The following is a 19,885-nucleotide window of genomic DNA, read 5'->3' as shown; positions in this document are numbered from 1 at the left end:
CCCCTTTTTCGGGCCGGATCCGGCGGAAATGGGCTGGAAAAATCGGATTTTAATATAAGTACTTGATTTTTAAGGGAAATTAAAAGCTGGCACGGTGCTTGCTGTATGGGTAGATGTGACGCTTCAAAGTGTTGCTTTATCCAAGTAAGAAGCTTTTAACTTCATTGAGAGGAACTACCATGCAAACATCGAAACTGTTCAATACCCTGGTTGCCGCTATCGTACTGTCGGGCGCCTCGATCACCGCTTCGCATGCAGCTGACTCCGCCCCAAAAGCACAAGCTCCTGCTGACACCGTCGTGGCCGCCAACGCCGCCGCTGCCGTCCCTGATGAAACCATCACTTCCTCGGCCAAGGCCGCCCTGAGCGCCGATGCGCAAGCCGCTGCCCTGCCAGTCAAGGTAGCAACCCAGCAAGGTGTGGTCGTCCTGTCGGGCGATGTACCGAGCGCCGAAGCGGGTGACCGCGTCGTGCAGATCGTCGCTTCCGTGAGCGGCGTGAAAGAAATCAAGAACGAGCTGAAAGTCAAAGCCGCCGGTTAATCCCTCGCGCTGTACTTTACTCCGGGTTGCCCTGTCTGCGGACAGGGCATTTTTTTTGTGCCATTGTGTCCACAAGCCACGCTTGCTTCCAGGCAGGTAGTCCGGCGATAGGGTTAGAATAGCCAGCACTGGCGCCGATTCCGGCGCTTTTTGTCATCCATGGCGCAGTGTTGCAAGGCTGGGCCGCTACCAGGCCACCGCATGTCTTCTTTTTCTTCCGCCGCCCTGCTGCGCAATCTGAAACCCGACAACTTCACCATCGCCCTGCTCGTCACCGTGGCGCTGGCCAGCTTCCTGCCCTGCACGGGCCAGACGGCCGTGGTCTTCGGCAATATCACCACTGTTGCCATCGGCGCCCTGTTCTTCCTGCATGGCGCCAAGCTGTCGCGCGAAGCCGTGGTGGCCGGCGTCATGCACTGGCGCCTGCATTTGCTGGTGCTGGCCAGCACGTTCATTTTGTTCCCCCTGCTGGGCCTGGCCCTGCGGCCGCTGGCGCTGACCTTCCTCACGCCTGAGCTGTACGTGGGCATCCTGTTCCTGTGCGCGCTGCCATCGACCGTGCAATCGTCGATCGCGCTGACGGCCATGGCGCGCGGCAACGTGCCGGCCGCCATCTGCAGCGCCTCGGCCTCGAATTTCATCGGCATTTTTCTTGCGCCCATCCTCGTGGGTTTGCTGGTGGCGAAAGGCGCGGAAAGCAAGTCGTCGGTCGACGCCGTTTTATCGATTGTCATGCAATTGCTGCTGCCCTTCCTGGCCGGCCAGTTCCTGCGCCGCTGGATAGGCCGCTGGGTCGACCGCCACAAGGCCATGCTCAAGTTCGTCGACCAGGGCTCCATTTTGCTGGTGGTCTATACGGCCTTCAGCGAAGCCGTCAGCGAAGGCCTGTGGCACACGATCTCGGTGGAAACCCTGGTCGCCCTGGGCCTGTTCAGCATCGTGCTGCTGGCCCTGGTCCTGGGCCTGATGACGTTCATCAGCCGCCGCCTGGGCTTTAGCAAGGAAGATGAAATCGCCATCGTTTTCTGTGGCTCGAAGAAAAGCCTGGCCAGCGGCGTACCGATGGCCAAGGTACTGTTTGCCACGCACTCGCTGGGCATGGTGATTTTGCCGCTGATGCTGTTCCACCAGATTCAATTGATGATCTGCGCCGTGATTGCGCAGCGCTATGCGCGGCGCGATGAGGCGCAGGAAGTGCCGGCGGCGACGCCGTGATGCGGCTCCTGCAGTAGCCGCAGCGCCTGCCGCAAGCCATCGACAATCACCGCGTAGGCCTGGCGCCGGCTCTCTTCGTCCCGTGCGCGCAGCACATATGACGGGTGATACACGGTCACCACCCAGCGCCCGTCGTGTTCGATGGGCGTGCCGATCAGCGGCGTCATGCTGGCCGCGCCATCCTGCAGCACGGATTTCAATGCCGTGCTGCCCAGCGCCACGATCACCTGTGGTTTGCCACGTTCGATCTCTTCTTCCAGCCAGCCATGGCAGGCGAGGATCTCGCGCTGGGCCGGGGTCTTGTGCAGGCGGCGCTTGCCGCGCGGTTCCCACTTGAAATGCTTGACGGCATTGGTCAGATAGATGCTGTCGCGCGCGATGCCAGCTTCCCGCATGGCTTTGTCCAGCAGCGCACCGGCCGGGCCGACGAAGGGCAGTCCGGCCAGGTCTTCCTGGTCGCCCGGCTGTTCACCGACGAGCATGATGCGGGCGGTGTGCGGGCCTGTGCCGGGCACGGCTTGCGTGGCATGCTGCCACAGTTCGCAGCGGCGGCACTGGTCCAGTGTTGTGGCAGCCCCGCGCACCGGTTGGGCCCGCTCTGCGCTGATCGGGATCATGGCGGCGCCCTGCCGCTGTCCCACGCTGGCCGTCTGGCCCGTGCGCCGCTCGCCGTTGGCCGCGCCGCTCAGCATGGCGGGCACGATGGCGCCTTCGGGTAAATTTTTCCAGAAACGCGAGGGAATATGGCTGTGCAGCAAGTCCGCATTCACGCGCGCGGGGTTGAAGATGCTGCGGTAGTACGTCAGCCATAGCGCTTCGCCCGCATCGTCGATGTCGGCCGCGCCGCGCAGCAGGGCCGGTCCCGCGTGCAAGGTGGCGCCATCCCACAGCATGCTGGCGCCGGGCGTGGCGATCATCCAGCTGGCCTTTCCCATGCGGCGCGCGAAGTGGCGCGCCACCTGCGGCAGCACCTCGTGCGTGGGCTCGAACCAGGCGACAAAACGGGGCGCGCCGTCACTTTCGGCCCGCTCGCGGAAGCGCACGTAGGCATGCATGTCGTGCTCCTCGCGGTGCACGGCCTTGACCATGGCGTGCAGGCGCGCGCCGTCCGCGTCGGCCGGGGACACCACGTCGTGCTGGCCCTGCTGCCAGCGCCACAGCACCTGATACAGGAAGGCCCAGCGGTCATGCACGTTGAAACAGGCGGCGCTCTCCAGCAGTTCCACCAGCTGGCGGGGCAGGCGCAGCGGTGGCGCGCCGGTATCCGTGGCCTCTGGCGTGGAGGAAAACAGGTCGCCGTCGCCGGGCTGCGATTGCCAGGCCACGTCGGCAGGCGGCACGCCGCGCGCGATCAGTTCGCGCGCCGCCGCGCGCCACGCGTCGAACGATTGCGCCAGCCGCACGAACGTACTCATGCTGCCTGCAGCTCCGGCCATAAGTTCAATTGCTGCGGTGCGTCCGCCATGGCGCGGCGCAATTGTTCCGAGGCGGTGGTGTCGCGTGCGGGAAAGTAATCGGCCGTGATGATGAACGGGACAATCTTTTTCATGCTGCAGCGCAGGCGCGACAGGTCGGCATAGCGCACTTGCCGCAAACGGCGCAGGTCGACGATGCGCTGCGCGTTACGCAGGCCGATGCCGGGCACGCGCGCGATCATGTGCTGCGCCGCGCGGTTCAAGTCCAGCGGAAAATGTTCGCGGTGCGCCAGCGCCCACGCCAGTTTCGGATCGATGTCGAGCGCCAGGTTGCCGCCGCTGGCGGGCAGCAGTTCGCTGGCCTGGAAACCATAGCTGCGCAGCAAGAAATCGGCCTGGTACAGCCGGTGTTCGCGCAGCATCGGCGGCGGCGCCAGCGGCACGCTTTTCGGGCTGTCGGGGATGGGGCTGAAGGCCGAGTAGTACACGCGCTTGAGTTTATAGCTGCCGTACAGGGTCTCGGCCGTGGCGAGGATCTGCTGGTCGTCGCTGGCGTCGGCGCCAACGATCATCTGCGTGCTTTGCCCGGCCGGCGCGAAGCGCGGCGAGCGCGGTTCTTCGGCCTTTTCATCGAGCTTGCGGCGGATGGCGCCCATGGCCAGCTTGATTGTGTGCACGCTCTTTTCCGGCGCCAGTTTCTGCACGCTGTCCTGGGTCGGCAATTCGATATTGACGCTGAGCCGGTCGGCATAGCGGCCCGCCAGCGCGATCAGGGCCGGATCGGCGTCGGGGATGGTTTTCAGGTGGATGTAGCCGCGGAACTGGTGCACCTCGCGCAACTCGCGCGCCACCTGCACCAGTTGCTCCATCGTGTAGTCGGCCGACTGGATGATGCCGGAACTGAGGAACAGGCCGTCGATGTAGTTGCGCAGGTAAAAGTCGCTGGTCAGTTTCACCACTTCGGCCACCGTAAAGCGCGCGCGCGGCACGTTCGAGGTACGGCGGTTGACGCAGTACTGGCAATCGTACAGGCAGTAATTGGTCAACAGTATCTTCAGCAGCGAGACGCAGCGCCCGTCCGGCGTGTAGCTGTGGCAAATCCCCATGCCCGAGGTGGCGCCAAAACCGTCCTTGCCGATGGAATCGCGCTTCGGCGCACCGCTGCTGGCGCAGGACGCATCGTACTTGGCCGCGTCGGCCAGGATTTCCAGCTTGTCCGTCAATTCCATGGTGCACCTCGATATACTGTGTTTATATACAGTATATCAGGGAATCGGCCTGGTACCGGCTTGATCTGTGCAATGGCAGAACGCTATATATCGGTGTATATTACGGACCTGGTTCTTTTCTCATTCAGGATACGCTCATGTGCCTCACCTTGCGCCTCACCTCCCTCGCCCGCCTGCTTGGCGTCACCCTGCTCGCCACTGCCGCTACCTCCGCCCTTGCCGGCGAAGTGGTCGTGTCGGCCGCGGCCAGCCTGACGAACGCGTTCAAGGATGCGGCGCAAAGCTACGAGGCGCAGTATCCGGGCAGCAAGGTGTCCCTGAACTTTGCCGCCTCGGGCGTGCTGCTGCAACAGATCGTCAAGGGCGCGCCCGTCGACGTGTTTGCCTCTGCCGACCAGGAAACCATGGATGCGGCGCAAAAGCAGGGCCTGGTATTGCCGGCCGACCGCATGGACTTCGTCGGCAACAGCCTGGTGCTGATCGTGCCGCACGATAGCAAGCTGGGCATCAAAGCTTTGGCCGACCTGACGCACAAGGGCGTGACCCGCGTGGCCATCGCCAACCCGGCCAGCGTGCCCGTCGGCCGCTATTCGGAAGGCGCGCTGAAGAAGGCGAAGCTGTGGGAAGCCGTGCAGCCGAAAGCCATCGGCACGCAAAACGTGCGCCAGTCGCTCGACTATGTGGCGCGCGGCGAAGTCGATGCGGGCTTTGTCTACGCCACCGACGCGGCCATCATGAAAGACAAGGTGAACGTGGTGCTGGACGTGCCGCTCGACGCGCCCGTGCTGTACCCGATCGCCACCATCAAGGGCAGCGGCAATGCCGCCGAAGCGAAGCGCTTCGTCAGCTACCTGCAGACGGCACCTGCGCAAGCCATCCTGGCCAAGTACGGGTTTAAAAAGCCATAAAGTAAAAAGACTGTACATGGATATCGCCTGGACCGCGCTGGCCCTGTCGCTCAAAGTTGCGGCCTGGGCCACGGCGCTCAATTTGCTGCTCGGCATCGGTACGGGCTATCTGCTGGCGCGCACGCGTTTTCCGGGGCGCGAGCTGCTCGACGCCCTGCTGACCCTGCCGATGGTGATGCCGCCCACCGTGCTCGGCTATTACCTGCTGGTGCTGCTGGGCCGGCGCGGCACCCTGGGCATCTGGCTGCAGGACAACTTCGGCATCAACCTGATCTTTACGTGGCAGGGCGCCGTGATCGCTTCCACGGTGGTCGCCTTTCCCCTCGTCTTTAAGCCCGCGCGCGCCGCCTTCGAAGCGGTTGACGGCCAGCTGGAGCAGGCGGCCCGCGTGCTGGGCATTTCGGAGCTGGCGATTTTCTTCCGCGTCACCTTGCCGCTGGCCTGGCGCGGCATCCTGGCCGGCGTGCTGCTGGGCTTTGTGCGCGCGCTCGGCGAATTCGGCGCCACCCTGATGGTGGCCGGCAGCATTCCCGGCAAGACGCAGACTTTATCCGTCGCCGTGTATGAAGCCGTGCAGGCGGGCCAGGATGACGTGGCCAATACGCTGGTCGTGATTATCTCGCTAGTCTGCATCGTGGTGCTGCTGTCGGCTGGCCGCCTGGCGCCCGGGCGCGTCGCGCACAAATGAGGCCTATGATGACGCCCATGCAACTCGACCTCGACATTCGCGCTACCTTGCGCTCCGGCAAACGCCGTTTCGACCTGCACGTGCAATGCACCTCAGGCAGCCAGCGCATCGCCATGTATGGCCCGTCCGGCGCCGGCAAGAGCATGACCCTCAAAGCCATTGCCGGACTGTTTACACCGGATGCGGGCCATATCCGCCTGAACGGGCGCACGCTGTTCGACTCGGCCGCCGGCATCAACTTGCCGCCGCAGCAGCGCAATGTCGCCTACCTGTTCCAGGACTACGCGCTGTTCCCGCATCTGACGGTGCGCCAGAACGTGGGCTTCGGCCTGGCGCGCGGCTGGTTCAATCCGCGTGCGCGCGAAAAATTGCAGAGGGTCGAGCATTGGCTGGACGCATTCCACTTGCAGGAACTGGCGCACCAGTTTCCCGACGAGTTGTCCGGAGGCCAGCGCCAACGGGTGGCGCTGGCGAGGGCGCTCGTGGCCGAGCCGGCCGCGCTGCTGCTCGACGAGCCGTTCGCCGCCCTCGATCCGGCCCTGCGTGTCAAAATGCGCCTGGAACTGAGCCAGTGGCAGCAGCGCTTGGACGTGCCCATGATCCTGATCACCCATGATCCGGAAGATGCGCGCATCCTGGGCGAGCATGTGCTGTACTTGCGCGACGGACAGATCGATAACAGAGAAGAACACATGGCATTGGGTGAGCGCATTGGATAAATCAGCGGCAGCGGAAATCGGCCTGCAAGGCTCGGTATGGATGACGGTGGGCGGAGAGCACCTGGGTGGCGCCGGTCGGGTGGAATTGCTGGGCGCCATCGCCGAATGCGGCTCCATCACGCAGGCGGCCAAGCTCGTCAAGATGAGCTACAAGGCGGCCTGGGACGCCATCGACGCGATGAATAACCTGGCGGGCGAGCCGCTGGTCGAACGCCTGACGGGCGGCAAGGGCGGCGGCGGCACGCGGCTGACGCAACGGGGACGCCAGCTGGTCGACAATTTCCGCATCATCGAGCGCGAGCATGCGCGCTACCTGCGCCAGCTGGGCAGCCAGGCCGAAGGCATCGCCGACGATCTTTTACTCATACGGAGAATGGCCATGAAAACCACGGCACGCAACCAATTCCTGGGCAAGGTGGCCGAACTGAAACAGGGCGCCGTCAACGACGAAGTCACGCTGGAATTGCCCGGTGGCCAGCACATCGTGGCCATCGTCACGCAAGGCAGCAGCGCCAGCCTGGGCCTGGTGCCGGGCGCGGAAGCGTTTGCGCTGATCAAGGCATCGTCGATCATCCTCGTGGCCGACAGCGCAGGCGCGCGCTTTTCCGCACGCAACCAGCTGGCCGGGCTGGTGACGCGCGTGCAGACGGGCGCCGTCAACACGGAAGTGGTGCTGGACTTGCCCCGTGGCGGCACCATCGCCGCCATCATCACCAACCAGAGCAGCACCGAGCTGGGCATCGAGATCGGCAGCAGTGTGACGGCGATTTTCAAGGCGTCCAGCGTGATCCTGGGCGTGCCGGCGTAAATGGGGTAGGTCGGATTAGCGCGCAAGCGCGTAATCCGACAAGGTTCCGGGGGCAGACCCCAGTTTTACGTTGCAGGCTTAATCCTTCAGCCTGGACAACCAATCGGCCGCCGCCGCCAGCGCCTGCTCCAGTTCCTGCGCCGTCTGCGCCAGCAGCGCCGGCACCTCGTCGAGGCGGCCCGCATCGATGGCTTCCTCGGTGGCGAACGCGGTGCGGATCAGGCGTTTCGTGCCCAGGGTGCCGACGGAGCCGCGCACGCTGTGCAGGATGCGCGCCACGTCGCTGTGGCGGCCTGCCTGCAAGGCTGTTTCGGCATCGCGCATGGGCGTCATGCCCTTGTTCAGCGCGTCTTCCACCATGCGCCGCAGCACGCCGCGCCCCTTCGCGTCGCGCCCCATCACGCGCATCAGCGGCGCCATGGAAAACACTTCCTCATCGGCGACGGGCGCCGGCCCGGCCGTCTGCACTGGCGGACGCTTGGGCAGGTGGCGCAGGATCACTTCCATCATCTCTTCCACCACCACGGGCTTGGCGATGAAATCGCTGATGCCGGCCGTCATGCAGCGCTCGCGCTCGGACGCCAGCACGCCGGCCGTCATGGCGATCACGGGCAGGCTCAAGCGTAGTTCCGTGCGGATGATGTGGGTGGCGCTGAAGCCGTCCATGACGGGCATCTGCATGTCCATCAGCACGATGTCGTAGCGCAGCGCTTCCGTGCGCAGCCGTTCCACGGCCTGCAAGCCGTCGCCCACCACGTCGAGGGTGGCGCCCATGTGTTCGAGGATGCCGCGCGCCACGGCCTGGTTCAAATGGTTGTCTTCCACCAGCAGGAAATGCACGCCGGCCAGTTCCGTGCCCAGCGGCTGCTGCAGCATGCGCTGCTCGCCGCCGTCGTGCTTGGTAATCAGCGCCTGGTGCAGGGCGTCGAACAGGCTCGAGCCCGTGATGGGCTTCATCAGCACGACGTCGGCCTCGGCCGCGCTGGAGATTTCCTCCAGGTGGTTGCGGGCGAAGGCGTTGACCATCACCACGATGGGCTGGCGCTGGCCGCTGGCTGCCTGGCGGATGGCCTTGGCCGTGGCCAGGCCGTCCATCACGGGCATGTGCCAGTCGGCCAGCACCACGTCGTACGGCTGCTGCTGCGCCAGGCGCTCGCGGTACAGTTCGATAGCGGCAAAGCCGGAGTCCACTTCGTCGGCCAGCCAGCCCCATGCCTCGATCAGCTTGACGATCAGTTCGCGCGTGGTGCGGTTGTCGTCGGCCACCAGCAGGCGCAGCTGGCCCAGGGTCGGCGTGCGCCGCGTTTCGGCCGGCTGCGCCAGCATCTCGAACGGCACGCTGAACCAGAAGCGGCTGCCCTTGCCTTCGCTGCTGGCGACGGCGATGTCGCCGCCCATCATGTGGATCAGCTGCTTGCTGATGGCCAGGCCCAGGCCCGTGCCGCCGAAGCGCCGCGTGATGCTCTGGTCGCCCTGCGAAAACGCGGCAAACAGCTGCTGTTGCTGCAACTCCGTCATGCCGATGCCCGTGTCGCGCACTTCGAAGCGCAGCCAGGCGCGGCCCTTGTCTTTCTCGGCCAGGCTGACGGCCACCACCACTTCGCCGCTCTCGGTGAACTTGATCGCATTGCCGGCCAGGTTGACGAGAATTTGCTGCAGCCGCTGGGCGTCGCCCATGAGGCGGCGCGGCACGTCGGGCTCGACGGCAATCGCCAGTTCCAGCTCCTTTTCGCCCGCATTCATCGTCATCGTCGTGGCCAGCGTGTTCATGACCTCGTCGAGGTCGAATTCGACGGGCGACAATTCCATGCGGCGTGCCTCGATCTTCGAATAATCGAGCACGTCGTTGAGGATGCCCAGCAGCGACTGGCCCGCCACGCGCACCATGGTCAGATACTTGCGCTGTTCCGTATCGAGCTTGGTATTGCCCAGCAAATACACCATGCCCAGCACGGCATTGAGGGGCGTGCGGATTTCATGGCTCATGTTGGCCACGAAATCGCTCTTCGCGCGGTTGGCCGCCTCGGCCCGGTCGCGCTCCTGTTCCAGCTCCGCCGCGCGCGATTCGAGCTCCTGCTGCAGGCGGTCGCGCTCGCTCATCAGGCCGTTGAACGCTTCCGTCAGCTCGCCGATCTCGTCGCGCTGCTGCACGGGAACGGGGGTGAAACGGCTGCCGCTGGTGCGCAGCGCCTGCAGGGTGTCGCGCAGGCGCACCAGCGGCGAGAGCAGGCGCACGGTGACCCAGCCCAGCACGGCTGCCGCCAGCAGCGAGGCGAGGATGCTCCACAGCACCAGCCGGTACAGCACGCCGTCGAACGGTTCGAAGGCGTCGTCGAGGGGCAGCGAGGCGGCCAGCAGCCAATTTACGGATTTCAGGCGCTTGAAGCTGTTGACGGCCGTGATGCCGCGGCTGTTGGTGCTGACCATGGTGCCTTCGCCATCGTCCTTCAGCAGCCGGGTGGTCGTCAGGTTGGCGTTCGGCAGGCGCGGCTGCAGCAAACGGCTGGTGTCGGGATGCAGCACATAGCGCGGCACGGCGCCGCGCGTGAGGACGAAGTAATAGCCGCTCTTGCCGATCTTTTCCGAGCGCAACCTCCCCAGCAGGTTATCCTTGTACAGGCGCAGCACGCCGATCACCACGCCGGCCACCTGGCCATCGGCGCCCAGCACGGGCGCGACCATCTGCACGATGGGCATGCCGCTCGATTTGCCCAGCATCGGCTCGGTGATCATGGGCTGGCGCGTGCGCAGCACGGTCTGGAAATACTCGCGCTCGGCGACGTTGATGCCGGCGCGCCCCGCCACTTCCGGCATGTCGGCCACGACGGCGCCGTGCGCGTCGAGCACCAGCACGTCGTCGAACAGCACCAGCATCGAGCGGCGCGAATAGTATTCGCGCAATTGGGCGGGCTGGGCGATCAGTTCCGGCGGCTGCTGCCGGGCCGTCAGGGTGACGATCTGCAGCAGCATGCCCAGCTTGTCGTCGAGCTCGGCGGCGGTGCGGCTGATCAGGGACGACTGCTGGCTCAACAGTACCTTGGTGAAATCGTCGCGCATGTGCTGCACCTGGATCATGGTGACCAGCGCGATCATGGCGATCGAGGTCAGGCTGGTGGCCAGCGCGACTTTTGCTTTGATGCCGAGAGGCTTCATGATTTCCTTTTCAGTACCGGGCGGCACAGGCGGCAGATAATGCTGTCAGGAATTTTCCTATCAATACCCCAGCTTGGCAAGCGCCGCCACGCAAATTGCCCTCTCCGCATGGGCTTTTGACGATGTTGCCATATAATTAAAGTCGGAACGTCGTTTATTCAGCGAAATTGCGGTGAAATTGGTACACGGCAACCCTGTATGCAGTAAACTTGTTGTTGCATTTTCTAAAAGGTACCGACATGACTGAAGCGCTACTCACTCCAACCTCGCCCACAGTGACCGTGGAAGCGTTGCGTGCGCGATGCTCGACCTGCAGCATGCATCAATTGTGTCTGCCGATGGGCCTCGACGTGGGCGACATGGACAGACTGGACCAGATCATCGGCCGCCGCCGCAAGATCGTGCGCGGCGCTTCGCTGTTCCGCATCGGCGACTCGTTCCAGAACCTGTATGCGATCCGTCTGGGCCACTTCAAGACCTACCAGATCAATCCGGGCGGCGAAGAGCAGGTGACGGGTTTCCAGATGGCGGGCGAACTGCTGGGCATGGACGCCATCAGCGCCGACCGTCACCACTGTAATGCGGTGGCGCTGGAAGACAGTGAAGTGTGTGAAATCCCGTTTTCCAGCCTGGAACAATTGCTGGGCAATATGCCGACCCTGCTGCGCCATTTCCACCGCATGATGAGCCAGGAAATCACGCGCGAGCAAAGTGTCATGCTGTTGCTGGGCAACATGCAGGCGACGCAGCGTTTTGCCGCCTTTATCGTCAACCTGGCGTCGCGCTATGAAGCGCGCGGCTATTCGGCCAGCAAATTTCAGTTGCGCATGTCGCGCGAGGAAATCGGCAACTACCTGGGCCTGACCATCGAAAGCGTCAGCCGTTTATTGTCGAAATTCAAGAAGGAAGGCTGGCTGCGCGTTTCCAACCGCGAGATCGAGATCTTGCAGCCGGCCAAGTTAAAAGCTATTACAGCCGGCACCGACGTCTGCAAGTAACAGCACCGTCAAAACCTACTGCGCGTCGTGCTTTGCGGCCTGCGATGCTCGCTGTGCTATAGCACAGCTGTGCTTCTCAGCCACAAATCACTGCCGCTCGCTACGGTTTTTTCCCGGCGCTGTACGTTATAGCTCTTCATCCGCGTGCAGCGCGATGCTGCGTTGCACGGGCCAGGTCCAGATGCCGGACAGGCGCCACTCGCGTTTGTCGTTTTCCACCAGCACTTGCCAGCGGCTGCGCTCGAGCATCGGCAGCGCCACGGAAAAATTGCCGGCCGCATCGGGCTGCACCAGCAGCTTGATATCCTTTTCCGGCAGGGTCGCATGCGCCAGGTGCAGCTGCAAAGGCCCCTGGTACGCCTTGCCGAAGCTGTGCACGGAGCCGCTCAGGCGCGCTGCAGCGACGTCATACGACAGGGTCGTATCCATGGCCAGGTCGCTGGCGATCGTGTCGCGCTTCAAATCCTGGTTGATCGCCTTGCCCTGCTTGTAATAGTCGCCCACCACCAGCGCATCGGGCTGCGTAAACGCGATATAGCCCATGAAGCTGCCGACGACCACGGACAGGCCGGGACCGATCATCAGCAGCCATGGCCAGCGATGCTTGTACCAGGGGGCAACGGGAGGTTGCAGTTTCAGACTGTCGGACATTGTGTTCTCCTTGGGGGTGGACCCTTTGGGTCCGACTCCAGCTTTTGCTTCCGGGTTGAAAATCAAGTGACCCTAACGCATGATTGATGATACCCCTACGGCGAAATAACGGGGTCGGACCCGGAGGGGCCGACCCCAAATCAACGTCACCGCGGCACGATGAACACCGCGCTTTCGCGCACATGCAGCGACGGGTCGTCCAGCGAGTGCAATTCGATCGCAATCTTGTTCGAGCCCTTCTCGCCGACGCCGTGCGGCACGCGCAGGCGGATCGGCCAGCCCAGCGTTTCCGTCGGCTGCAAGGTCACTTCGTCGCGCGTCAGCAAGGTCAGACCCGGCAAGCCGGAAGCGCTGATTTTGAAATGCTGGCTTTGCTCCGAGGTGTTCATGATCTGCAGACGATAGACGTTTTCGATCATGCCGTCTTCCACCTCGCGTCCCATCGAACCGCGGTCGCGGATCACGTCCATTTTCAGGGGCGTGCGCAGGGCCAGCGACGTACACACGGCGATGATGATCAGGGCCAGGATGGACGTGTAGATCAGCACGCGCGGGCGCATGGCGCGCTGGCGGATCTGCTTCGAATTGAAGTTGTTTTCCATCGCATGGTCGGTGCTGTAGCGTATCAGGCCACGCGGCCGCTCGACCTTGTCCATCACGGTATTGCAGGCATCGACGCAGGCGGCGCAGCCGATGCATTCATACTGCAGGCCGTTGCGGATATCGATACCGGTCGGACACACCTGCACGCACAGGGTGCAATCGATGCAGTCGCCCAGCTTGTCGTTGTTGCCGGCCTTCTTGCTCATGGCGCCGCGTGGTTCGCCGCGCTTGGCATCGTAGGTGATGATCAGCGTGTCCTGGTCGAACATGGCGCTCTGGAAGCGCGCGTAGGGGCACATGTATTTGCACACCTGCTCGCGCAGCCAGCCCGCGTTGCCGTAGGTTGCCAGACTGTAGAACAAGACCCAGAACCATTCCCAGGGACCGAAATTGAGGGTGGTCACTTCGCGCGCCAGTTCCTTGATCGGCGTGAAGTAGCCGACAAAGGTAAAGCCCGTCCACAGGGCGATGGCGCCCCATACCAGGTGCTTGGCCGTCTTCTTGAACGCCTTGCGCACGGAGGGGCCCTGCTTGTCGAGGGCCATGCGCGCGCTGCGCGTGCCCTCGATGCGGCGTTCGACCCACAGGAAGATTTCCGTGTATACCGTTTGCGGGCAAGAAAACCCGCACCACACCCGCCCGGCAATGGCCGTGACGAGGAATAACAAATACGCACAGATGATCAGCAGGGCCGCCAGATAGATGAAATCCTGGGGCCACAGCACGACGCCGAAAATGTAGAACTTGCGCGTGGTCAAATCGAACAGCAGGGCTTGCCTGCCATTCCAGGTCAACCACGGCAAGCCGTAGAACGCGAGCTGGGTAAGCCATACGCATACCCATCGCCAGGTAGCGTAGCGTCCTTTGGCCTCGCGAGGGTAGATTTGCTCGCGGGCCGCATACATCTTGATGACTTGAGGTTCCATTACATCATTTCACGGGCGTCTGGGGATTCGACAGGCTCCAGACATACGCCGACAGCACGTGTACCTTGGATTCGCCGAGGAAGTCGCTGAAGGCCGGCATGGTGTTGTTGCGACCCTTGCGCACGGTTTCCATGATGGTATCGGCGCTGCCGCCGTACAGCCAGATCTTGTCCGTCAGGTTAGGCGCGCCGAGCATCTGGTTGCCCTTCGCATCGGCGCCGTGACAGGCCATGCAGGCGCCGAACTTGGCCTTGCCCAGCACGGACTTGACGGGGTCCGACGTGGAACCGGACAGACTCAGCACGTAATGGGCCACGTTCTCGACATCTTTTTCGGAACCGAGCGCGGCGCCCATCGGCGGCATCTGCCCATTGCGGCCGTGCATGATGGTGGTCTTGATGATGTCGGGATCACCGCCATACAGCCAGTCCTTGTCCGTCAGGTTGGGGAAGCCCTTGTTGCCGCGGGCATCCGAACCGTGGCACTGCGCGCAGTAGGTCAGGAACAGTCGCTGGCCGATGGCTTGCGCCTGCGGATCGGCGGCCACCGTCTTCAAGTCCTGGCTCAGGTACTTGTTGAACAGGGGGCCGTAGTCGGCTTCCGCCTTCTTCAGCTCTTCCTCGTACTGGCCCGTCGATTTCCAGCCCAGGCTGCCGGCGTAGGTGCCCAGGCCCGGGTACAGGAACAGGTAGGCCAGCGCGAAGACGATGGTGATGTAGAACAGCCACATCCACCAGCGCGGCATCGGCGTATTGAGTTCCTTCAAGTCCTCGTCCCACACGTGGCCCGTGGTGCCGTCGGCGGGGGCGCCGGCGGCCACTTTCACTTTCGACTGCGAGTACAGCAGCACGCCGCAGCCGATGATGCCCAGCAGGGACAGCACGACGATGTAGATATTCCAGAAGCCATTGGTAAAGTCAGCCATGGTTGCGCTCCCCTTGTGCCGGCGCGGCATCGGCCGGATAGTCGAGCGCCTCGTCGGCGAACGGCAGGCGTGCCGCCGCGTCGAAGTCGCCATTGCTGCGGCTGAACGTCCACCACAGGATGCCCACGAATGTCATAAAGGAAACCACCGTCATGACGCTGCTGGCGCTGTCAAACAGGTTTTCGATTGCCATGCTAATTCCTTGTTTTGATTAATGTACCGAGGCCTTGCAGATAGGCGACCAGGGCGTCTTCTTCCGTCTTGTCCTGCAGCTGCGCGGGGCCGGCGGCGATCTCTTCGTCGCTGTACGGCTGGCCCAGGCGTTTCAGGGCGCGCATCTTCGGCATGATGTCGTCAGGCACCAGCTTGGTCTTCGCCAGCCATGGGTAGGCCGGCATGTTCGACTCGGGCACCACGTCGCGCGGGTTGTTCAAGTGCGTGCGGTGCCATTCGTCGCTGTAGCGGGCGCCCACGCGGGCCAGGTCCGGCCCCGTGCGCTTGGAACCCCACTGGAACGGACGGTCGTAGACGAACTCGCCGGCGACCGAATAGTGGCCATAGCGTTCCGTTTCCGCGCGCAGCGGACGCACCATCTGCGAATGGCAGTTGTAGCAGCCTTCGCGCACGTAGATGTCGCGGCCCGCCAGGCGCAGCGGCGAATACGGCTTCAGGCCGGCGACGGGCTCCGTCGTGCTCTTCTGGAAGAACAGGGGGACGATCTCGACGGCGCCGCCGATGCTGATCACCACCGTGACCAGGGCGATCAGCAGCCAGGGGTTTTTCTCAATCCATGCATGTGAAAATTTCATTTGCTTTCGCTCCTATCAGGCGTGCGCCGCGTTCAGTTCCGGAATGCGGGCGACGGGGAGTTTGCTGCCGCGCAGAGTCATCCAGGTGTTGTAGCCCATGATGCACATACCCGACAGGTACAGCAGGCCGCCGGCCACGCGCACCACGTAGTACGGATACGTTGCTTTCACGCTCTCGACAAAGGTGTAGGTCAGGGTGCCGTCCGGATTGACCGCGCGCCACATCAGGCCCTGCATCACGCCGGCGATCCACATTGCGGCGATGTACAGCACGATGCCGATGGTGGCCACCCAGAAGTGCACGTCGACCAGGCGCGTGCTGTGCATCTGCGTGCGGCCCGCCAGACGCGGCAGCAGGTAGTAGATCGAACCCATGGTGATGAAGCCCACCCAGCCCAGGGCGCCCGCATGCACGTGGGCAACGGTCCAGTCGGTGTAGTGCGACAGCGAGTTGATGGTCTTGATCGACATCATCGGACCTTCGAAGGTGGCGATGCCGTAGAACGACAGCGAGACGATCATGAATTTCAGGATCGGATCGGTGCGCAGCTTGTGCCAGGCGCCCGACAGGGTCATGATGCCGTTGATCATGCCGCCCCAGCTTGGCGCCAGGAGGACCAGCGAGAAGACCATGCCGATCGATTGCGTCCAGTCAGGCAATGCCGTGTAGTGCAGGTGATGCGGGCCCGCCCACATGTAGGTGAAGATCAGCGCCCAGAAGTGGACGATCGACAGACGGTACGAGTACACGGGGCGCTCGGCCTGTTTCGGGATGAAGTAGTAGACCATGCCCAGGTAGCCGGCGGTCAGGATGAAGCCCACCGCGTTATGGCCGTACCACCACTGGATCATGGCGTCCTGCACGCCCGCATACGCGGAATACGACTTGGTGAACGAGGCTGGCATGACGGCGCCATTGACCACGTGCAAAATCGTCACGGCCAGGATGTAGGCGCCGAAGAACCAGTTCGCCACGTAGATGTGCTTGACCTTGCGCTTGATCAGGGTGCCGAAGAAGACGATGGCGTAGGCGATCCAGACGACGGCGATGAGGATGGCGATAGGCCATTCCAGCTCGGCGTATTCCTTGCCGCGGGTCAGGCCCATGGGCAGGCTGACGACCGCGCACAGGATTACCGCTTGCCAGCCCCAGAAGGTAAAGGCGGCCAGTTTGTCGGAAAACAGGCGCACCTGGCAGGTGCGTTGCACGACGTAGTACGAGGTGGCGAACAGGCCGCAGATGCCGAAGGCGAAAATCACCGCATTCGTGTGCAGCGGACGCAAGCGTCCGTATGTCAGCCATGGTATGTCGAGGTTCAGGGCAGGCCAGGCCAGCTGAGCGGCGATGATAACGCCAACCAGCATGCCGATGATGCCCCATACCACAGTAGCGACCGCGAATTGCTTCACGATCTTGTAGTTATAGTTCAGCGATTGATCCACAAAGACTCTCCCTGGAATTACTATTTATGATGGTGGCCAGAGAGTAAGTGTTTGACCGCGAAAAAACTTTGATGTGGATCAAAATTCCCCGGATGAAATAAGCGTAGCGAACTGGCATCGAAATAAAGTGATATTTCGATCAAAAAAGCCGTACAAGATCCCTGCAAAAAGGGCATGTGGAGCAGACGCGCCGGCCATGGCGTGCGGGACGCCGGCCGGGCGGTGAGGTCAGGGATGCGGTTCGCCGGGCGCCGGCTTGACCGTCGTGTCGTCATCCTGCAGCACGCGCAGGCCCGGTCCGACGAGGTCGTCGAACTGGCCGCTGTCCGAGGCCGTGAAATACACCCACAGGGCGATGAAGACGACCACGACGCTCAGGGGGATGAGGAGATACAGTGCTTCCATGTTCAGGCTTTCCGCAGGCGCAGGGCGTTGGCGATGACGACCGCCGAGCTGGCAGCCATGCCGACGCCGGACAGCCAGGGGTTCAAGAAGCCCAGCGCGGCGGCCGGGATGGCCGTCAGATTGTACAGCGTGGCCCAGCCCAGGTTCTCGCGGATGATGCGCATGCTGCGCGCGGCCGTCTTGGCCGTGTCGAGCACGGACACCAATTGGCTCGACAGCAGCACCGTGTCCGCATGCGCTTGCGCCAGCGCGGCGCCGGAGCCCATGGCGAAGGACACGTCGGCACCGCTCAGCACGGCGGCGTCGTTGATGCCGTCGCCCACCATCGCCACCACGGCGCCCGTCGCCTGCAATTGCTGCACGAAATCGAGCTTTTCATCGGGCAGGCATTCGCCGCACGCCGTGGCGATGCCCAGCTCCGCCGCCACGCTTTGCGTCAGCGCTTCCTGGTCACCGCTCAGCAGCACGACTTGCTTGCCGTGCCGGTGGAAATACGCGACCACGTCGCGCGCTTCCGGGCGCAGCGCGTCGCTGAGCAGGAAACGCGTCAGCCAGCGCCCCTGCGTGCCCAGGTACAGCGGCGTCATGCCCTGCATGCCGACGGCCGTGTCACCCAGCGGCGGACCCGCGATGGCGGCGACAAAGGCCGCATTGCCCAGGCGGTAGCGCACGCCGTCGACGATGCCTTCGAGGCCCTGGCCCTGCACTTCCTGCAGGTTTTCCGCATGCGTGCGCGGTGTTTCTCCCGCTGCTGCCAGGATCGCCTGTGCCAGCGGATGGGCGCTGCCCGCCTCCAGCGCGGCGGCCACCTGCAGACAGTCGTCTTCCGTCATGCCGTCCAGGCCCTCGATCTGTTTCAGCACGGGCCGGCCCAGGGTCAATGTCCCCGTCTTGTCGAAGACGATGTGGGTGGCGCGGTGCAGGGTTTCCAGCACGTGCGGCTGGACGATCAGCACGCCGCGCCGCAGCAGGCTGTCGGTGGCGGCCGCCAGCGCCGTCGGCGTGGCGAGAGACAGCGCGCACGGGCACGACACGACCAGCACGGCGATGGCCACGGGCCACGCCTGCGACGGGTCGTGCCAGCTCCAGAAGGCGAACACGGCGACGGCAAACAGCAGCAGGCCCAGCACGAACCAGGCGGCGACCTTGTCGGCCCACTGCGCGATCTGCGGCTTGCCGCTGCCGGCCCGCTCGATCAGTTTCAACAGGTCGGACAAGGTGCTTTCGCGCGCCGGTTTCAGTACGCGCAAGATCAGCGCCGCGCTGGCGTTGATGGCCCCGCCCGGCACCCGCTCGCCCAGTTTGCGGCGCTGCGCCGCGCTCTCGCCCGTCAGCAGCGATAAATCGAGCGCGCTCGTGCCTTCGATGATGACGCTGTCGGCGGCGATCGCCTCGCCCGGCTTGACCAGGATGATGTCACCGACGGCCAGGCTGCCGGCCGGCACCAGGGTGGTGGCGCGGTTGTCGGGAAAGCCCGCCATCAGCGAGGCGGACGCGGGCAAGGCGTGCTGCAAGCGCTCGAGGGCCGAGGCAGCCTTGCGGCGCGCCTGCAGCTCGAAATAGCGGCTGCACAGCAGCAGGAAGATGAACATCGTGGCCGAGTCGTAATACACCTCGCCGCGGCCCGTAAACGTCGCCACCACGCTGCCGAAGAACGCTGCCAGGATGCCCAGCGCCACGGGCACGTCCATGCCCAGGGTGCGCGCGCGCAGGCTGGCCCAGGCGCCCTGGAAAAACGGCATGGCCGAATAGCAGATGGCGGGCAGGGTCAAGAGCAGGCTGGCCCAGCGCATCAGGCTGGCCATATTGTCGTCCAGCGTGCCGTCTTCGGCCGCCAGGTAGGCGGGTGCCACGTACATCATCACCTGCATCATCGACAGGCCGGCCACGAACAGCTGGCGGCCCAGCGTCTTGCTGGCTTTTTGCAGGCGTTCGCCATGGCGCACGGCGTCATACGGATAGGCCGTGTAACCGACTTGCCGCACGGCTTGCAGGATATCGCCCGGCTCGCACTGCGCGCGGCTCCAGCGCACGTACAGGCGCTCCGTGGCGACGTTCAGGCTGGCCGCCTGCACGCCTGGCAGGCGCGTCAATTGACGTTCGATCAGCCAGACGCAGGCGGCGCAGCGGATGCCTTCGACAGACAGGGTCGCTTCGCAGCTGCTGGCGTCGCGCGCGAATTGCGCGTCGTCATTGCTGTACAAACGCAGTTCGGGCGGCACCATGGTGGCGTCAGCCGCGTTGACGGCGTATTCGTCGCGGTCGCGGTAGTAGGCGCTCTGGCCGATGTCGACGATGGTTTGCGCCACCGCTTCGCAGCCGGGGCAGCACATGGCGCGCGGCACGTCGTCGATGGTGACGTGCCAGCTCGAGCCGCTGGGCACGGGCAAGCCGCAATGGAAGCAGGCGGAGGGTTGTAAAACTGCATTCATAAGTTTGTTTTCATGC

The 19,885-nt window shown here is 63.8% G+C and carries 18 protein-coding genes; 7 read left to right on the top strand and 11 right to left on the bottom strand.

Annotation, left to right across the window (positions count from 1 at the left end; genetic code table 11):
* The first annotated feature begins 179 nt into the window (after positions 1 to 179).
* Positions 180 to 542 (top strand): BON domain-containing protein, encoded by a 363-nt coding sequence (locus D9M09_RS26720; protein ID WP_034752546.1) that lies wholly within the window; start codon positions 180 to 182, stop codon positions 540 to 542.
* A gap of 201 nt (positions 543 to 743) precedes the next feature.
* Positions 744 to 1,757, top strand: coding sequence for a bile acid:sodium symporter family protein (locus D9M09_RS26715; RefSeq protein ID WP_121670764.1), 1,014 nt, complete (start codon positions 744 to 746; stop codon positions 1,755 to 1,757).
* On the opposite strand, the gene D9M09_RS26710 is transcribed toward D9M09_RS26715, so the two are convergent.
* Both D9M09_RS26710 and D9M09_RS26705 read right to left on the bottom strand, forming a co-directional pair.
* A complete protein-coding gene (locus D9M09_RS26710) occupies positions 1,709 to 3,172 on the bottom strand; it encodes a UdgX family uracil-DNA binding protein (protein ID WP_070223272.1) in 1,464 nt (487 codons plus the stop codon). The genes D9M09_RS26715 and D9M09_RS26710 overlap by 49 nt on opposite strands.
* Positions 3,169 to 4,401 carry a putative DNA modification/repair radical SAM protein gene (locus D9M09_RS26705; RefSeq protein WP_070223270.1) on the bottom strand — a complete coding sequence of 411 codons (1,233 nt, stop codon included), beginning with the start codon at positions 4,399 to 4,401 and terminating at the stop codon, positions 3,169 to 3,171. The genes D9M09_RS26710 and D9M09_RS26705 overlap by 4 nt, the downstream gene beginning before the upstream one ends.
* A 137-nt stretch (positions 4,402 to 4,538) precedes the next feature.
* Here D9M09_RS26705 and modA point away from each other — a divergent pair, with 137 nt between their 5' ends.
* Genes modA through D9M09_RS26685 form a run of 4 tightly spaced genes read left to right on the top strand, consistent with a single transcriptional unit; the run spans position 4,539 to position 7,524 of the window.
* Positions 4,539 to 5,309 carry a molybdate ABC transporter substrate-binding protein gene (gene modA / locus D9M09_RS26700; protein ID WP_070223268.1) on the top strand — a complete coding sequence of 257 codons (771 nt, stop codon included), beginning with the start codon at positions 4,539 to 4,541 and terminating at the stop codon, positions 5,307 to 5,309.
* A 16-nt stretch (positions 5,310 to 5,325) separates the two neighbouring features.
* Positions 5,326 to 5,997: a molybdate ABC transporter permease subunit gene (gene modB, locus D9M09_RS26695; RefSeq protein ID WP_121670763.1), complete on the top strand. Its 672-nt coding sequence runs from the start codon at positions 5,326 to 5,328 to the stop codon at positions 5,995 to 5,997.
* Positions 5,998 to 6,014: 17 nt separating this feature from the next.
* The gene (locus tag D9M09_RS26690; protein WP_121671254.1) at positions 6,015 to 6,716 is read left to right on the top strand and encodes an ABC transporter ATP-binding protein; all 702 of its coding nucleotides are present in this window, start codon (positions 6,015 to 6,017) and stop codon (positions 6,714 to 6,716) included.
* Positions 6,717 to 6,756: 40 nt separating this feature from the next.
* Complete coding sequence (locus D9M09_RS26685; protein WP_070223263.1) at positions 6,757 to 7,524, top strand: TOBE domain-containing protein; 768 nt, start codon at positions 6,757 to 6,759, stop codon at positions 7,522 to 7,524.
* A gap of 78 nt (positions 7,525 to 7,602) precedes the next feature.
* Here the strand turns inward: D9M09_RS26685 and D9M09_RS26680 are convergent, their stop codons facing one another.
* Complete coding sequence (locus D9M09_RS26680; protein WP_121670762.1) at positions 7,603 to 10,677, bottom strand: response regulator; 3,075 nt, start codon at positions 10,675 to 10,677, stop codon at positions 7,603 to 7,605.
* A 239-nt stretch (positions 10,678 to 10,916) separates the two neighbouring features.
* Between D9M09_RS26680 and fnr the strand changes: the two genes are divergently transcribed.
* Positions 10,917 to 11,675 carry a fumarate/nitrate reduction transcriptional regulator Fnr gene (gene fnr, locus D9M09_RS26675; RefSeq protein ID WP_070223259.1) on the top strand — a complete coding sequence of 253 codons (759 nt, stop codon included), beginning with the start codon at positions 10,917 to 10,919 and terminating at the stop codon, positions 11,673 to 11,675.
* Between the two features lie 126 nt (positions 11,676 to 11,801).
* Here fnr and D9M09_RS26670 read toward each other — a convergent pair whose 3' ends face one another.
* From D9M09_RS26670 to D9M09_RS26635, 8 genes are all read right to left on the bottom strand, one after another.
* Positions 11,802 to 12,326 carry a FixH family protein gene (locus D9M09_RS26670; protein ID WP_070223257.1) on the bottom strand — a complete coding sequence of 175 codons (525 nt, stop codon included), beginning with the start codon at positions 12,324 to 12,326 and terminating at the stop codon, positions 11,802 to 11,804.
* Between the two features lie 146 nt (positions 12,327 to 12,472).
* Entirely contained in the window at positions 12,473 to 13,855 is a 1,383-nt protein-coding gene (gene ccoG, locus D9M09_RS26665; RefSeq protein WP_121670761.1) for a cytochrome c oxidase accessory protein CcoG, read from the bottom strand.
* A gap of 4 nt (positions 13,856 to 13,859) precedes the next feature.
* Positions 13,860 to 14,780, bottom strand: a complete 921-nt coding sequence (gene ccoP, locus D9M09_RS26660) for a cytochrome-c oxidase, cbb3-type subunit III (protein ID WP_046681778.1) — start codon at positions 14,778 to 14,780, stop codon at positions 13,860 to 13,862.
* A complete protein-coding gene (locus tag D9M09_RS26655) occupies positions 14,773 to 14,973 on the bottom strand; it encodes a cbb3-type cytochrome oxidase subunit 3 (RefSeq protein WP_070223255.1) in 201 nt (66 codons plus the stop codon). The genes ccoP and D9M09_RS26655 overlap by 8 nt, the downstream gene beginning before the upstream one ends.
* 1 nt (position 14,974) lies before the next feature.
* Positions 14,975 to 15,589 (bottom strand): cytochrome-c oxidase, cbb3-type subunit II, encoded by a 615-nt coding sequence (gene ccoO / locus D9M09_RS26650; protein ID WP_070223252.1) that lies wholly within the window; start codon positions 15,587 to 15,589, stop codon positions 14,975 to 14,977.
* A 15-nt stretch (positions 15,590 to 15,604) separates the two neighbouring features.
* Complete coding sequence (gene ccoN / locus D9M09_RS26645) at positions 15,605 to 17,032, bottom strand: cytochrome-c oxidase, cbb3-type subunit I (RefSeq protein WP_046681775.1); 1,428 nt, start codon at positions 17,030 to 17,032, stop codon at positions 15,605 to 15,607.
* 228 nt (positions 17,033 to 17,260) lie between these two features.
* The gene (gene ccoS, locus D9M09_RS26640; protein ID WP_046681774.1) at positions 17,261 to 17,437 is read right to left on the bottom strand and encodes a cbb3-type cytochrome oxidase assembly protein CcoS; all 177 of its coding nucleotides are present in this window, start codon (positions 17,435 to 17,437) and stop codon (positions 17,261 to 17,263) included.
* A gap of 2 nt (positions 17,438 to 17,439) precedes the next feature.
* Positions 17,440 to 19,869 carry a heavy metal translocating P-type ATPase gene (locus D9M09_RS26635; protein ID WP_070312676.1) on the bottom strand — a complete coding sequence of 810 codons (2,430 nt, stop codon included), beginning with the start codon at positions 19,867 to 19,869 and terminating at the stop codon, positions 17,440 to 17,442.
* Between the last annotated feature and the right edge of the window lie 16 nt (positions 19,870 to 19,885).

The organism is Janthinobacterium agaricidamnosum, from assembly GCF_003667705.1.
Taxonomy (GTDB): Bacteria; Pseudomonadota; Gammaproteobacteria; order Burkholderiales; family Burkholderiaceae_D; genus Janthinobacterium.
The sequence above is the reverse complement of the archived record's forward strand: the minus strand, read 5'-3'. Positions and strand labels throughout refer to the sequence as shown.